Genomic DNA, 14,958 nt, shown 5'->3' with positions numbered 1-14,958 from the left:
TACAAAAGTGTTTGTCAATGTATTTGAAATGGTTCATCGTAGTGATAAAAGCAAAAATATCTAACTCGCAATGATTTTTTTTAAATTCTCCCTATGCGTTTCACTCTCCATTCCTCTTTCGCTATTGCTGCGTTTGCTTTTCTCTTCTCCGCTTGTTCCGAGTCTTTCACGGATTCGCGTGACGGGCAGTCTTATGGTGTCGTGAAAATTGGCGAGCAGACATGGATGGCGGAGAATTTGAATTATGCAACAGAGGGGAGTGCTTGTCCGGATGGTGATTCTCGCAATTGCAAACGGTTGGGGCGGCTTTATACATGGGCGGAGGCGAAAACAGTTTGCCCTGATGGCTGGCGCCTCCCGACGAATGAAGATTTTGCGCAAATCCTCGCGCAGTCTCATGATGGCGAACCCGGCGTTGTCTCGAATGAAACTGGCGCAAAATTAAAATCTCGCGATGGCTGGTTCAAAAAAGGTAACGGCACGGATGAATTCGGATTCAATGCTCTCCCGGCGGGCTATCGCGGCGCAATCTCGAAAGCAGATGACGGCACAATTTCTGGCGGCAAGTTCGATGGCATCGGCGGTTACGCGTATTTCTGGAGCGCGACCGAAGATTCTGAAAATCCAGAATCGAATGCATTCTATTTATTCTTGTCGTTCAGCAGTGATGCGGCGAGTTTAAATTCGTTCGCGAAGGCTGACTATCGATCCGTAAGATGTGTAATGCCATAAAGGAGGTGCCCGCTCGGAGGCGGGCATGACAATGTCGGGCGCGCGCGGTTCTTTTTGCTTTCCATGCGCAGTTCCCCTTGCAATAAAGCGGTCTTACAATAAATAATCCATTCTAATATTTCGCATGCTTTCGAACAAGTTTGCCTTGAGCGTGGAGCTTCCTTTTGTCAAGCTCTTGATTTCTTCGCGGATGGTCTTGCGGTGGCTTGCTTTCGAGAATTCGCAGGTACAGGTGAACTTGCGAATGTCTGCGTCTTCGGCGTAAGCGATGATTTCGCTTTCTTCGCAGTAGCAGAGCGGACGGATAATGCTGCACGGATACTTTTCGTACGGCACCATTGGCGGCATCCCGCTAAACTCGCCTTTGTACAGCATGTTCATCAAAAGCGTTTCGACGATGTCGTCCATGTGGTGGCCGAGTGCGATCTTGTTGAAGTTGTTTTCGCTTGCGAACTTGATGAGTTCCGTGCGGCGCTGCGTGCTGCACCAGTAGCAATTGAGCTTGCGACCTTCCTTGAGACGTGCTTCTACGGCGACGTCTTTAAAGTAGAACGGCACTTGCGGGTATTCTTCTGCCATTCGTTGCAAAAATTCGCGGGGAGCCTTGTCTGCAAAATCGCTTTGGATGTGGATGGCGGCAAGTTCGCATTTTGGCCCGAATTTGCCGAGTCGTGCGGCGAGTTCCATCAACAGCACGCTAGAATCCTTGCCGCCGCTTGTGGCGATGAGCACGCGGTCTCCGTCTTCAATCAAATTGAAGTCGTGAATGGCTTTCGTGATTTTCTTATTGACTCTCTTGCGAATTTGACTCGACATAATTACTTTATCCAAAGTGTGCGGCGGTTCCTGATTAATTCTCGCGGCAGTTCACGATTAAACTTGGCGCAGTTCCATAGCAGATACATTTCAACAAAAAAGGCTCTCTCTCGAGAGCCTTTAAATTTTTCACGACCGCGACTAGTTGTCGGTGAGGTGCGTCGGCATCAACAGGAACGAGAAGTTCATGTTTTCGCCAACCGGTTCGATGATGCAAGCGCCAAGCGGGTTGTTCATTTTCATGATGACTTCTTCGCTCTTGCACATGCCAAGGATTTCTGCGAGGAACTGGCCGTTGAAGCCAATGCAGAAGCTGCCTTCGCCGTTGTGCGTGATGGCGAGTGCTTCGCGAGAATCGCCGCCGACATCCGGGTCCGTGGCGCTGAGTTCGAGGATGTTGCCGTCGAACTGCAAGCGGATCTTGCGGGTACGTGCGTTAGCCATAGAAATCACGCTGCGAATCTTGTTCTGGAATTCCGTGGTGTTGGCCTGTGCGGTACGTTCGAACTGCTGCGGGATCACAGAGCGGTAGCTCGGATACGGTCCTTCGTAAAGCTTCGAGATGACCTGGATGGAACCCGTGTTGAAGAGGATGTGCGTTGCAGAGGTACGGACTTCAACCGTGGAATCGCCCTTAGCCATGTGCAAGATGTGCTGCAAAGCCTTGTGCGGGATGATGACGCCGTTCGAAAGTTCTGCGCCTTCCTGGTCGATTGCTGCGCGGCCCAAACGGTGACCGTCTGTTGCGACCATGGAAATCTTGCCGTCCTTTGCTTCGAGGAACACGCCGTTCAAGCTCAAGCGCGTGGAGTCGGTAGAAGTGGCGAACAATGTCTTTTCGGCGAGGAATGCAAGTTCGCTTGCGGCGATGTTCAATGTTTCGCCATTTTCGATTTCCGGGAACGGCGGAAAGTCGTTTGCGTCAAAGCCGATGATGCTTGCCTTACCGCGTTCGCTCCACTGGATTTTGACCAGGTAATCCTGTGCGTCAAAAGTGATGTTCGTGATGCTCGGGTCCACGAGGCTCTTCACCTGATCGAACAGCTTACGTGCGTTGATGACGACTGCGCCATCACGTTCGCCCTGCACTTCCACCTTGACCCTGATACCGAGGTCGAGGTCGGTGGCACTCACTTCGAGGAAGTTTCCTTCGAGGCGGAGCGAAAAGTTGTTGAGAATCTGGATGGTGGACTTGTTCGGGACGGCGCTAATCGCTGCCTGCAGAGCGTCCTGCAACACATTCTTTTGAATCGTAAACTTCATGAATTAGCCTCTCTGGATGATCATTGTTCCTACGAAAAATACAACGACGATGATTGCGAGGAGCACGATGACTCGTTTATCCAGCGCATTTGACTTTTTTGGAACGAAATTTTTGACGTTTTGCTTTGCTCTTCTGCGATCGCTGCGACTCATAGAAAATTCTCCATTGTTTTATAACGAAAAATCTACTATTTTAAAGGCTAGTCGGTAGATATTATGAACGAAAATACTCTAAATAAGCTGAAAAATACGGCTAAGGACTGCGCGGCAAACGTGCTTTCCCGTGTTGAATTGTCGATGGTAGAGTGCAAGCTCAAAAACAAGTTCCAACTGCTCGGACAAAAGGTCTACGAAGCGATTCAGGAAGGCCGTCTGGACGAAATCAAGGACGACCCGTCCGCTGTCGAGACCGTGGGCGCCATCTTCGAAATCAAGAAACAGGTTGCCGAGCTCGAACAGAAATTGAACAAGGCTGAAGGTCCAAGTGAAAAAGCTTGAGGTCCACATTTATCCTAACAAGGAATCGCGCGGGAAAACCGTTACTTTCTCTGTACGGAAAGTAATTATTTACTTTGTTTTAACTGTCTGCGCCATTCTTGGATTTATTATGTTCTCGCCGGTGCAAATTGTGGAGAACTTGTCGAACGGCAACCTGATGGATGTCTATCACCAGAATTCGGTCATCAAGAACGAAATCAAGAAAATCCGCACGGTGGTCGATACGACGATTTTAAAGATTGAAGAGACGCGCATTGTCCGCGACAGTACCCTCAAATTGGGCGGTCTCGGCTTTACGCTCGAAAACGTCGCCGACGACGAAGCTCCGAAAAAGAATTTGCATGCGATGAGGTCGACGTTCCGTAAGACACTCAACAAGCTTGAAGCGGATTCCGCGCTCGCGGCGCACGTTCCTGTTTTACATCCGCTCAAGAACCATCACGATATCAAGAGCCGTTTTGAAATGGTTTTCGATGCGTTCACGGATCAGGAGCTCCCGCACAGAGGTGTGGACTTCTTGGCTGCCGAAGGCGATACGGTCTATGCGCCAGGTGCCGGTACTGTTGTCGAAGTCCGCAAGCATCGTGGCTTTGGACTTTCGATGAAGATTGAGCATATGGAACATGTGAAGACGTTCTATGCGCATCTCGGTGAAACGCTTGTGAAACAAGGCGCTAAAGTTCGTCGTGGCGATCCGATTGCGCTTATTGGCAAGAGCGGGCTCCAGTCGAGTCTCGGCCTGCATTACGAAATCCGCGTGAACGGTACCCCTGTCAACCCGGAAGATTACTTTATTACAAAATAGCCGTTAGTTGATGGTCTGTAGCTATTGGTTATAAATATTCCAACCAGCCGATTTGTTCAACGGCGGTAGTTATCAACAGCAATGGCCATGCGTTATCGAAAAAACGCCCAGTGTGTTTTCTGGTGAATATGTTGTACATAAATACCAGCGAAAGCGTCATGACGATACCCGCGATAACTCGAGAAAGAGTGGCTCCCGGCGTTACGAAAAATCCAGGATAGCTCCCAAAGAACAAGCCCGCTGATGCTTTAGATAAACAAAATCCGGTGATGCCCAAGTCTAAAGTTCTTTTCTTTTGGCGCAGATAGCTCCATGAGTAAGCTATAATAATGCCGACGACTGCGCTTGCGTAAGGAACGTATGGCAAGACTTCGAGGTTGCTGATTGTTTTGAGAGCTTCTGATGAACCAAACTGCTTGTTTTGCAAGAAAAAAGCAATTTGTTTTGCCACATAAGCGCCTCCAAAAACAGTGAATAGCGGCCACAATCCAATGGCTCTTTTGAGTTTTTCCTCTTCTTCTTGGAGCTCCTTTTTCTTTTTTTCAATAGGCTCAAGTTCGTCAATCCGTTTTTCGACGATTGCAATGCGTTCTTCGGATTCTGCTTTTTCGGCGGCGTCGAGCTCGTCATAAAGCTCATCGTACGAAAGTTTGTGAATGCGTTTCTTGAACGCTTCTAGAGATTCTTCAGCTTGATTTTCGGTGCAATTTCCCATTGCGAATAAATATAATTTCTTTCATTTGCTATTTCTCCCCGTATTTCCACTAGCCATTAACCACTAACCACCAACCACTTATTATATTTAAGGTCCCCAGGCTCTGCTTTGCAGGCGGGCGGTACTTTCCGTCAAGAAACATCGGGAGCTCGGACACGGTCCATACTTTTGGACTGGTCTTGGGGATTTCTATCAAGTTTTGCTTTACCCTTTAGGAGTTTTAATGGCAAATAAGTGTAAGCGCGGAATCTTGATTAGCAAAACACCGTACGAAAAGCGCATCGCTATCATGGAAGATGGCGAACTTGCGGAATTGGTTGTTGAAGGTGTTTCCTCTAATCGAGTTCTGGGCAATATTTATAAGGGTGTCGTTCAGAAGGTGCTCCCCGCACTCAAGGCGGCATTCATTGACATTGGTCTTGAGAAGGCTGGCTTTTTGCATCAGGAAGACGCCATGGACCGCAACGAACTGTTGCGCCGCGAATATGGTGACGATGATGATGAAGGCGATGCCTCTAAGGAAATTTCGATTGACGAAATTCTCCAGGAAGGCCAAGAAATCATGGTGCAGGTGGTCAAGGAACCGATCAGTACCAAGGGTGCTCGTTTGACGACACACTTGAGCTTTGCTGGCCGCTTCCTGGTCTGCATGCCGGGTACAAATTTCGTCGGCGTCTCGAAGCGTGAACGCGATCCGGTCAAGCGCCGCGAGTTCAAGAAGGTCGTACGCCGCCTCAAGGGCCGCGACGTGGGCTACATCGTCCGCACCAACGGCCTCAACGAATCCGAATTCGAAATCAATAAGCAGATGCGCGAACTCGAAAGCAAGTGGGAACAGACGAAGTACAACTTCGAAACCATGCCGCCCGAGACCTGCATCTACGAAGAATCCGATTCCATCGAACAGACGGTTCGCGAATACTTCGGCGACAACACGGACTACGTGTATATCGACAACCGCGACGAGTACTTTGCTCTCCGCGATTACCTGAAGGTTCTCTCTCCGGATAAGCTTGATAAGGTCAAGCTCTGGAGCTCTAGCGAAAGCTTGTTCGAATACTTTAAGATTGAAAACGACTACGCTCGCTCCTTGCAGCGTCAGGTACCGCTTCCGCGCGGTGGCAACCTCGTCATCGAACAGACCGAAGCTCTCGTCTCTATCGACGTGAACACGGGTCCGAAGGTTCATGGCAAGGACCAGGGCAAGATCATCCTCGAGACAAACCTCGATGCTTGCCACGAAATCGCAAAGCAGCTGCGCCTCCGCGATGTGGGCGGCCTCATCATCATCGACTTCATTGATATGGAAACCGATGAAGACCGCGAAGCCGTCTATCAGGAATTCCGCAAGGCTATCCGCCGCGACAAGGCCCCGATTAGCCCGGCCCCGATCAGCCAGTTCGGCCTCATGGAAGTCACCCGTAAGCGCGTCCGCGTGAACCTGATGACCGAAAAGACCGAATGCTGCCCGGTTTGCAACGGCAGTGGCCGCATTGCAACGCTCGAATCGACGCTCGGCATGATCGACCGCTGGCTCGCCCGCGCCCATACCAAGGGCCGTCTTCGCGAAGTCACTCTCGTCGTGAGCGCTCCGGTCATCGATGTGCTTTGCAAGGACTTGAACCGTATGTTCAACTATCTGGAATACAAGCATAACATCAAGATTTCCCTCGTGGAAGATGAATATGCCCACATCAACCAGTTCTGGATGTACGACAAGAACAACGAAGATATCACGGATTTGTACAACTTCGCATAAGTTGTCATCCGCGATTCTCGCGCAGACATTCCCGCGTTAAACGCAAAAAGTCCCGGCTTGGCCGGGATTTTTTTTGCATTGTCATTCCCGCCTCCGAGCGGGAATCTCCTTTATAGCATTTATCCTTAAAATTTTATACAAAAAAAGACGCCTGCCACGCAGGCGTCTTTAGAGAGAGGAGGAAGTCCTAGTAATTCAGGTCGATTTCGAATCCCTTGGTCTTGCCGTGACGCACACCCCAGAGGAAGTCTTGCGTGCGGTCGACGATGACTCTGTTGCCGATCCTGATCTTGTACGTCAATCTTGCAATATAGACGCCCGTTCCGACCAGTCGGCCGTTTTTCGATTTCATGTTCCAGGCGAGGAATATCTTGCCGTCGTTATGGGTGTCGAGGCAGTTTCCGTTGTAGAACTGGTCTGTGCAGGAGAACGACCCCGAGGTGCTGTTCACGAACATACCAAGACTTGTAAAGTATTGGGTCTTGTATTCGAGCGTCGTCTGGGCGGCAAGTTCCCTGGTCACCTTTTCGATAACCGAGGAGTTACCGTTTGCGATGCCGGTCACGTCAGTTGCCGTGATGACGCCGTTCTTGTAGGCGTTCACGATGTTATCACCGAGGTGATACGTCTTGTTTGCCTGATCGATGCTCATTTGTCCTGTCTGGACTAGCGTAATGACCTCTTCGAGATGCGGGCCGCCGGTTTCAATGCTCTTTGCGTTGAAATTCTTGATGGCCGCGCCGAGGTCGGTGACTTCATCCTTTACGAGGCTCGAGATGCTCAGATCGCCAAGGTAGTGGCCCTGGGAACCATAGCTCTGTGCGACTTCCTTTGCTGTCATCGGCTTGTCGTCTTGTACAAGCTTCGGGACAGTCGGTGTCGGGCTCGAGATGATGGCTCTAGAAGAATCGGATTCGCCGATGGTCACGACTGGGGCGCTTGTCACGACAACCTTCTGTTCACCGGAAATTCGGACAAACGGATTTCTCGGGTCTGTGCTTCTGTGGAGAAGGTCCATGTGGACATTCGGGACGAGCTTGATGGAATCGCCCATGACCGGGATGTTGTCCTTTTCGTTGGTCGTGCTTCTAAAGACGAGTTTCCATTTGGACTTATTCTCCTTGAGAAGAATGTCCGGAACAATGTCGTCCCTTATGGCGCCGGTCTGTTTAAAGAAGTACGTGAAGTAAGAGGCTTCGATTTCGTTTTCGCAATCAAGCCCTTCACTGAATGTGAGCTGGAGGATTGTCGAACCGTCATCGCTATAGGCAATGTCTGCGGACGTAATTACAGGGCCAATCGAGTCCGACACGTCGCTTGTGAGGCTAATCGTTGTCGGAACGCCACCTTCGGCATACATCCAGAACGGCGTAATCTTTCCGCTGTAGATGTTTTCTGCACCGCCGGTAAACGGAACGGTTCCAAAGCCGCCATCGGCAACAATGGCCAAAGAACTGTCAAAGTCGTTTGCTGCAAATCCGCTGATGATTGTCGGGAACGTTTCGCCAAATTCCAGCTGGATGGAATCCATACGGACGAGCATCTGGTTCAAAGTGCCGAGCGGCTTCGAGAGCTTTGCATAAACGCTGTCGCCGCGACCGTCACCATCTCTGTCGAAAATGCTTGCGGATACCACTTGCGGTACAGGCGGTTCCATGAACGAGATGTTTTTCCAGATGGCTTGCTGCGATTCATCGGAGCTCGTGACGACAAGCTTGATGTTGCTGACTGCTGCAGTCGCCTTCACATAGAATGTGGCCTTGCCGTTCTTGAGCGTAATGGCTGTAATGGGGTTGCCGTTTTCGTCGCAGGGGATGACCGCCGTGTTGTTCGTGGCGATGTAGACCATGTCATCGAATGTGGCCCATTCTTCAAAAGTCACGTTCACGGGGTAGCGCGTATTGACCCACTTGCCGAGCGTATCGACCAAGCCGTCAACGGTGCCGTCAGTGCCTTTGGGGATGATGGTCCATTTGTTCTGGCTATCGACGCGGGCGAAGAAGATTTCGGGCGAGTCGTACTGGTCGATGACAAACGTAATTTCGTCGTACTGGGTTTCATCGCTTTGGAGGGCGAAGCGCAACTGGTACGTTCCCGGCGGGAGCGTGCGCATGCTTCTAATCTGTTCCGTGTTGATAGTAAAGCCTGTGTAGCCCGGCTTGATGACGATGCCGCCAAACCAGGTGCCCACGCTGTCGAGTGCAACGCCTTCGGCATAGGCGCCGTTACCGATCAAGGTGAAGTTCGAAGGAGCGGCGACTGTATCCGTCGTCGTGGCACCGGAGAAGTCGCAAGAGAGTGCCTGCTTGCTCACGCGCTGGTAAATTTCGTAATTAATAAATCCTGCTGCAGAGAGGTCTTTGGCGAGAATGCTCGTTTCGGTCTTCAGGTCGATGGACGTTCTCATCATGAAGTTGGACTGGGATGTATGGCGTTCGGCATAGAAGATGTGGAACGGGTAGTTTACGCCTTCCTGAAGGCCAAGCGTGTCGAGGTCGACTGCGCCAGAAACCTTTTGATGCTGGCCACCGATATCCACGACAAGGCGGTTGTTAATGAACACCCACACGTCATCGTCACCGAGGAATTCGAAGTACTGGCCCGGAACGTATTCGAACGTTGCCTGGATCTTCATGGCAAAGCCGTAATTGTGTCTCTTGTTACGGCCGCTAGTGAGATTGTCAAAGTAGGGGTTCAGGATAGTCTGTTCGGCATCGAGGTACTGGAAGTCATCGAGCAAGAAGAGGCCGCCTTCTGGGCTGGTATCGTCTTTTTGGCCAAGCCAGAGACCGTCATTCTGGAGCTGTAATTCGATAGAACGGCAGGTGGCGTTGGTGTACTGAACACCATTCTTAGTTGTGATGACTTCGGGGAGGAACCATTTGTCGAGGTGGGTTGTAATCTTGCACTTTTCAGGGAAGTTTGCTGCCGGTACGGGGACGCCGTTCGGGCCGAGGTATTCTTCGACCATCCCGTTCATGTTGCCCTTGGAGTTGTTGCTTCCAGAGCATCCGCCAGAACCGAAGTCTGCGCTCACGCCATTGGCGGGGTCGCCGTTCTTGCCTTTGCCGTCACCATCGCCCTTTGAGCCATGGAGCCAGTCAAACATCATCACGGGGAGAGTCTTGGTGGGGCAATCGCCAAGGACGCCCGGGTACTTAGTGTAAACTGTTGTCGCGATTCCGATTTCCTTGCCGGCCTTGACCCAGATGGTATCGGCTTCGGCAGCGGCTGCATCGAGAGAAAGCAACGTGCTCTGTTCAATCGGGAGAATCTTGGTGGAGTTGTGGATGTCCGTGACGTATTCGTAGCCGAGGGTCTGCTTGAAGTAGACCTGGAACGAGCCATCGGGCGGGGTAACTTTAGATTCGAACCATCCGCAGTAATTCTTGACGGTGGACATCGTATCGGACTTGCCGCCTGCAACATAGAGAATGGCGTTCGTATTTGTCCAGGGGACAAAGAAGCGGATCACTTTTTGCTTAGTCTGCTGGGTCGGTCTGCCGGGGGTCTGAGTGCCAGGATTGTCGCCAGGTGTTTGCGTGCCGGGGCCATCGTTGCCGGGAGTGGTTGAGGGCTCGGTGGTGTTTGTGCCGTTTGCCTGTGTAACGACCTTGTTTTTGCTAATGGTAATGGTGAATTCGCTTTCCACGGGTTCTGCGCCAGCCAAAGGCGAAATGCTGCCTATGTCAGAGTTGCATTTGCCGGAGGAAGTCCTGCCTGTGTAAAAGGTCAGTTTCGGCTCTGTTTCGGCGGTCAATGTTGCCTTGACGCTGAAGGTGCCGTCGGCCTTGCTCGTTAGCTGTGTGCAGTTGCTGGATGTGGTGACTCCGTCTACCGTTTTTTCCAAAACGACGTAGATGCGCCTTGCGGGCGAACCGTATCTTTCATCCTTGACGGTAATGTTGTAATCGGCCGCTATCGACGGAATAGCTGCCCATAAGAGTACGAAAATTAAACTTGAGACAATATTTTTACACCGCATCCACGACTCCCGGAAGATGTTACCCATATACTGAAAATACACTCAATCTAGTGATTTTTATCAAATTTTTTTTGCCTGTTTGTAAAATAAATTGCGAAGACTGCAACAAAGGACCGTAGTTTTTGTATCTAGGGTGAAAAGTTCCGTTTTTTACACAAAAAAGGCACCCGTAGGCGCCTTTTGGAATATTTTTGTAGACTTTTTGACTGTTATTGCAGGCCGAAATCTGCGATTGCAAGCTTGCCGTGGCGGAATCCCCAGAGGAAGTCCTGCGTGCGCTTGGTGATTCGCTTGCCGTTCACGATGAGGCGGATTTCGAGGCGGGCGATGTAGACTCCGGTACCTGCGAGGCGGCCCTTATGGGAACGCATGTTCCAGGCGAGGTAGAGGTGGCCTTCGTTCCCGAGGCAGTTCTGGGAGCCGTCCGTCTTGAAAATGTTGTCGTTGCAGGCGATTTTTCCTTCGTCGCTGTTCACGAATTGTCCGAGACTGGAGAAGTAAATCGTCTTGTAGCTGAGTTCCGTCTTGTCGGCCATGGATTCGGCGATGGTCTTGATATCGTCATCGGTGCCGTGCATGTAGTTGTTCAGGTTTTCCTTGGTCAAAAGTCCATTGTTGTAGGCATTGATGATGACTTGGCTGACACCGAACCTTTCCTGGGCGTCCTTGGGCGAGATTTCATTTCGTTCCATCATGCCGATGATCGTCTCGAGCGTGACCGTTGTCGAGGGACTTCCGTTCTTGACTGCATCCTTGTCTGTGTAGACCGTGCTTGTCTTTACAACCTTTGCAATTTCGCTGATTTCGTTTTCAACGAGTTCGGACATGTTCATGTCGCCGAGGTAGTGGCCCTGGGTGCCATAGATTTCGCCGACCTGCGTTGCCGTGAGCGGGTTATCGCTCTGGACGAGTATCGGGACGGTTGCAGAATCGCTACGGACGATTTCCTTGGTCAATTCGAAGTTCGGCGAGTTCTTGTCCATCGTGACGACCGGAGGGCTTGTCACGGTGATGCGCTGTTCACCCGTGATGCGTACCCACGGGTTCAGGTCATGGGCCGGGATGCCGACAAGGTCGAGTGCGAGTCCGCCTTCGGAAGGCGGCTTGATGCGGATGGAGTCACCTACGATGGGGATGATATCCGAGATGGTCTTCTTCGAGAAAATGAGCTTCCAGCGGTTTGCCGGTGCGGTGGCGAGGTAGTCCGCTTCTTGCACGAAGGTCGAAAGCGAGCCGCTGCCGTAGCTACGGTAGCTGAACAGGTCGGAGTTCGCGTTCAGAGTGTTCAGGCCTTCGCTAAACGTGAGCGTAAGCATGGTCTTTCCGTCGGCGGTGTAGGAGATTTCGGCGGCCATGATGATGGGGCCGATGGCGTCACCGAGGAGGCCGTCCACGGAGAAGTTCGAAACCGTAAAGTCTTCGGGGTTCGTGTAGGTGTACTGGGCGGTAATCTTTCCGGAGTAGGGCTCCGTTGCGCCACCGGTCGAGATAGACGAGCTGAATCCATCGCCGTCAGCGACGATTGAAAGTTCGCGGGCGCCTTCGGCATAAACTACGTTTGCAAGTTCATAGTGTGTATACCCGAACGTGAACGTGATGGTATTGAGCACGCTGTTGCCGCCGAGCGGCTTGTTGAAGCTCACCCAGACGCTATCACCGCGGCCGTCGCCATTTCTGTCGTAGATGTATGCGGTCTCGATTTGCGGGACTGGCGGTTCTGCGATGTTGATGTTTGTCCAGTTGACGCTCTTGTTCTTTGCAACCGACGTAGAAATTGTAATTGTCCCGTTGCTGACGGCGCCTGTCGCTTTCACGAAGAATGTGTTCTTGCCTTCGATGAGCACGAACTCGTTATTCGGAAGGGGGTTGCCGAGGGAATCGCAAGGGATGAGTTTTGCATCGTTTGTGGAAACCTGGACGACCATGCCGCTGTAACTGCGAGCCCATTCTTCAACAAACGAGACGTTGATGGGGTAGATGCGGCCGGCCCAGAGCTTTTCGGCGCTGTTCATGTTGATGGGGAGCGTGTCGCTGCTGATGTCGCGGCTGATTTCGTTTCCAAGCGGCTTCCAGTACTTGTCGAGGCAGAGCGTGTCCTGCTTGATGATGTCGGCAATGAAGCAGTAGCTCGAGTCGATGATGTCTGCAAAGGCGATGTTCGGAAGTTCCGTCGGCGGGATGGTGAAGTACACATCCTTGTATTCCTTCGGGTTGTTCTTGAGCGAGACACGCACGTAGTATGTTCCCGGCGGGAGTGTCTGCATGCGGGAAATGTTCGTCGTGTTGATCGTGAGCATCGTGAAGTCGTTCGTAATCGTGATGCCGCTATAGTAGGCGGTATCGAGCTTGCTCAAGGCGACGCCCGTCATCGGGAGGCTCTTTCCGAACAACGTGAAGTTCGAAGGTCCGCGTTCCGTGCGCTTGGTTTCGGAATTCGAGGAGAAGTCGCAGGCGAGCGTCTTTTCGCGGATGTTCTGCCAGACTTCCTTCTTGATGAGTGTCGAATCGGTCGAGTGGTCCGTGAGGAACATGCTTGATTCCACCTTCAAGTCAATGGAAGTTCTCATCATGAAGTTCGACTGCGTGCGCTTGCGTTCGGCATAGAAAATGTGGAACGGGTAAGTCTCGCCCGGCGTGAGGTTGAGCGTATCCAGGTTGACTGCCTTTCTGACTTTCTTGTGCTGGCCACCGATATCAACGACGAGCTTGTTGTTGATGAATACCCAGACGTCATCGTCGCCATTGAATTCAAAATACTGGCCCTTGACGTAGACGAACTCGGCCTGGATCTTCATGGTGAAACCGTAGTTGTGGTAACCCGGGATATCGTCGCCACCGCTGAGGGAGTCGTAGTGCGGGTTTTCTATGGTCTGTGCGCTGTCGAGCCAGCGGAAGTCGTCGAGCAAGAAGAGACCGCCTTCCGGGCTTTCGTCATCTTTTTGACCGAGCCAGAAACCATCATCGGTAAGCGTGAGTTCCAAGTCGCGGCACGTGACGTTCGTGTATGTATTTACGCCGTCGTTGTAAAGGACTTCGGGGAGGAACCAATTGTTAAGGTGGGTGGCGTTCGTGCAGCTGGATTCAGGGAAGTTCTTTGCTCTCACGGGAACTCCGTTCGGGCCGAGTTGCTTTTCGACCATTCCCGTCATTGGTGTTCCCTTGCAGCCGTCAGGGCCAAAGTCTTCGCTTGTGCCTATGCCGAACATCGGGACGCCGCGCACATCAAAGCCTGTGCGGCCTGCGCCGCCATCGCCATAGCTGAGGCCGTTCTTGGAACCATCGGAGTTCATGGATCCGTCGTACCAGTCAAACATCATGACCGGGAGAATCTTCGGGAGGCATTCGCCAAGGATGCCTGGATAGTTTGTATGAACTTCGGGAGCGCCGTACTGGTAAGCGACTACCCAGATGGTATCGCTGAGTGCAATGGCGGAATCCAGATTGATTGGCGTGACAGTTGTTTCGTCTTCGGTCGTGCCGTCGGACCCGACAAATGTCGAACCGATTGTCTGCTTGAAGTAGACGTTTGCGGTAGAAGGCTTTGAAACCTCGGCCTCGAACCAGCCGCAGTAAGGGGAACCCACGGCGTGCATGTAGTTCTCGCTGTCGTTCAAGAACATGATGGCGTTCGTGTTTGTCCACGGCGTCAAAAAGCGGATATGCTTTTTAGGCTTGACCGCGACCACCGGTTTAGTGTCGGAAATCGTCAACGTCTTGTCTTCATTGATGACAATCCAGACTTCCTGCTTTTCGATATTTGCAGCGTCTGTGACGTTTTCCTTGTACCCCGGGAAAAGCTCGCCCAGTAATGGCTTATTGTTTGGACTCAAGTCCGTATGGCATGTGTTGCCGTTACAGCCTACTCCAAACTGTAGCCGACGAACATCTTTCTTGCCGTTAGCAAGACGTTCGTTAGTGAATTCGATGGTGAAAGTGCCATCGGAATTTTTCTCAACGGCCTTGTACACGAAATTGCTTTCGTTGTCGGCATAGTACAAGACGTTGCCCTCGTAAATGATGTGTGCGACAGCAACCGTCTGCGCAAATGCGTAGGCACTGAAAATCGCCAAACACACCAAAACCCTGTATAAAAGCCCACTGATCCTCATCCGTGACTCCTAAGTATTTATTCCCCTATCCCACAGTGTTTTCCCATACACTTTCAACGCCAAAGATAACAATAAAATTATGTTGTCAATAGAGTTTATGGAAATATTACATCGGAAAATGCGCTAATTTGTGAAAGATTTTGGCATTGTAAACCAAAATAAACATATTGGCTGTTAGTCATTAGTTGTTGGTCAATAGTCATTGGTTGTGTGGAAATGTTTTTTGAAGCTTGTCATGCCCGCCTCCGAGCGGGCACCTCCTGTCTATCGATCTAA

The 14,958-nt window shown here is 51.4% G+C and carries 10 protein-coding genes; 4 read left to right on the top strand and 6 right to left on the bottom strand.

Annotated elements, in window-relative coordinates:
• The first annotated feature begins 93 nt into the window (after window positions 1–93).
• Complete coding sequence (locus B7982_RS07595; RefSeq protein ID WP_088660219.1) at window positions 94–732, top strand: fibrobacter succinogenes major paralogous domain-containing protein; 639 nt, start codon at window positions 94–96, stop codon at window positions 730–732.
• A gap of 93 nt (window positions 733–825) precedes the next feature.
• Here the strand turns inward: B7982_RS07595 and B7982_RS07590 are convergent, their stop codons facing one another.
• The 3 genes from B7982_RS07590 to B7982_RS14900 all read right to left on the bottom strand — a co-directional run bounded on the left by B7982_RS07590 (window position 826) and on the right by B7982_RS14900 (window position 2,964).
• Complete coding sequence (locus B7982_RS07590; RefSeq protein ID WP_041260116.1) at window positions 826–1,548, bottom strand: tRNA 2-thiocytidine biosynthesis TtcA family protein; 723 nt, start codon at window positions 1,546–1,548, stop codon at window positions 826–828.
• 141 nt (window positions 1,549–1,689) lie between these two features.
• Window positions 1,690–2,811, bottom strand: coding sequence for a DNA polymerase III subunit beta (gene dnaN, locus B7982_RS07585; protein WP_014546038.1), 1,122 nt, complete (start codon window positions 2,809–2,811; stop codon window positions 1,690–1,692).
• A 3-nt stretch (window positions 2,812–2,814) separates the two neighbouring features.
• Window positions 2,815–2,964 (bottom strand): hypothetical protein, encoded by a 150-nt coding sequence (locus tag B7982_RS14900; protein WP_015731989.1) that lies wholly within the window; start codon window positions 2,962–2,964, stop codon window positions 2,815–2,817.
• 63 nt (window positions 2,965–3,027) lie between these two features.
• On the opposite strand from B7982_RS14900, the gene B7982_RS07580 reads away from it, so the two are divergent.
• Together B7982_RS07580 and B7982_RS07575 are read left to right on the top strand one after the other, a co-directional pair.
• Complete coding sequence (locus tag B7982_RS07580) at window positions 3,028–3,309, top strand: hypothetical protein (protein ID WP_088660217.1); 282 nt, start codon at window positions 3,028–3,030, stop codon at window positions 3,307–3,309.
• Window positions 3,296–4,114, top strand: coding sequence for a M23 family metallopeptidase (locus B7982_RS07575; RefSeq protein WP_088660216.1), 819 nt, complete (start codon window positions 3,296–3,298; stop codon window positions 4,112–4,114). The genes B7982_RS07580 and B7982_RS07575 overlap by 14 nt, the downstream gene beginning before the upstream one ends.
• Before the next feature lie 28 nt (window positions 4,115–4,142).
• On the opposite strand, the gene B7982_RS07570 is transcribed toward B7982_RS07575, so the two are convergent.
• On the bottom strand, window positions 4,143–4,829 hold the full coding sequence (locus B7982_RS07570) for a hypothetical protein (protein WP_088660215.1): 687 nt from the start codon (window positions 4,827–4,829) through the stop codon (window positions 4,143–4,145).
• A gap of 223 nt (window positions 4,830–5,052) precedes the next feature.
• Between B7982_RS07570 and B7982_RS07565 the strand changes: the two genes are divergently transcribed.
• Window positions 5,053–6,588 (top strand): Rne/Rng family ribonuclease, encoded by a 1,536-nt coding sequence (locus B7982_RS07565; RefSeq protein WP_085491757.1) that lies wholly within the window; start codon window positions 5,053–5,055, stop codon window positions 6,586–6,588.
• A 187-nt stretch (window positions 6,589–6,775) separates the two neighbouring features.
• On the opposite strand, the gene B7982_RS07560 is transcribed toward B7982_RS07565, so the two are convergent.
• Window positions 6,776–10,573 carry a fibro-slime domain-containing protein gene (locus B7982_RS07560; protein WP_088660214.1) on the bottom strand — a complete coding sequence of 1,266 codons (3,798 nt, stop codon included), beginning with the start codon at window positions 10,571–10,573 and terminating at the stop codon, window positions 6,776–6,778.
• A 209-nt stretch (window positions 10,574–10,782) separates the two neighbouring features.
• Window positions 10,783–14,649: a fibro-slime domain-containing protein gene (locus tag B7982_RS07555; RefSeq protein WP_233138441.1), complete on the bottom strand. Its 3,867-nt coding sequence runs from the start codon at window positions 14,647–14,649 to the stop codon at window positions 10,783–10,785.
• Window positions 14,650–14,958 lie beyond the last annotated feature (309 nt).

Source organism: Fibrobacter sp. UWB2, assembly GCF_002210425.1.
GTDB classification, from domain to species: Bacteria; Fibrobacterota; Fibrobacteria; order Fibrobacterales; family Fibrobacteraceae; genus Fibrobacter; species Fibrobacter elongatus.
This window is presented reverse-complemented; position numbering and strand designations above follow the sequence as displayed.

What these genes read in the sequence shown, in the direction of transcription:
- B7982_RS07595 (WP_088660219.1), top strand. Translation starts at nt 94, where the DNA reads ATGCGTTTCACTCTCCATTCCTCTTTCGCTATTGCTGCGTTTGCTTTT.
- B7982_RS07590 (WP_041260116.1), bottom strand. Translation starts at nt 1,548, where the DNA reads ATGTCGAGTCAAATTCGCAAGAGAGTCAATAAGAAAATCACGAAAGCC.
- dnaN (WP_014546038.1), bottom strand. Translation starts at nt 2,811, where the DNA reads ATGAAGTTTACGATTCAAAAGAATGTGTTGCAGGACGCTCTGCAGGCA.
- B7982_RS14900 (WP_015731989.1), bottom strand. Translation starts at nt 2,964, where the DNA reads ATGAGTCGCAGCGATCGCAGAAGAGCAAAGCAAAACGTCAAAAATTTC.
- B7982_RS07580 (WP_088660217.1), top strand. Translation starts at nt 3,028, where the DNA reads ATGAACGAAAATACTCTAAATAAGCTGAAAAATACGGCTAAGGACTGC.
- B7982_RS07570 (WP_088660215.1), bottom strand. Translation starts at nt 4,829, where the DNA reads ATGGGAAATTGCACCGAAAATCAAGCTGAAGAATCTCTAGAAGCGTTC.
- B7982_RS07565 (WP_085491757.1), top strand. Translation starts at nt 5,053, where the DNA reads ATGGCAAATAAGTGTAAGCGCGGAATCTTGATTAGCAAAACACCGTAC.
- B7982_RS07560 (WP_088660214.1), bottom strand. Translation starts at nt 10,573, where the DNA reads ATGCGGTGTAAAAATATTGTCTCAAGTTTAATTTTCGTACTCTTATGG.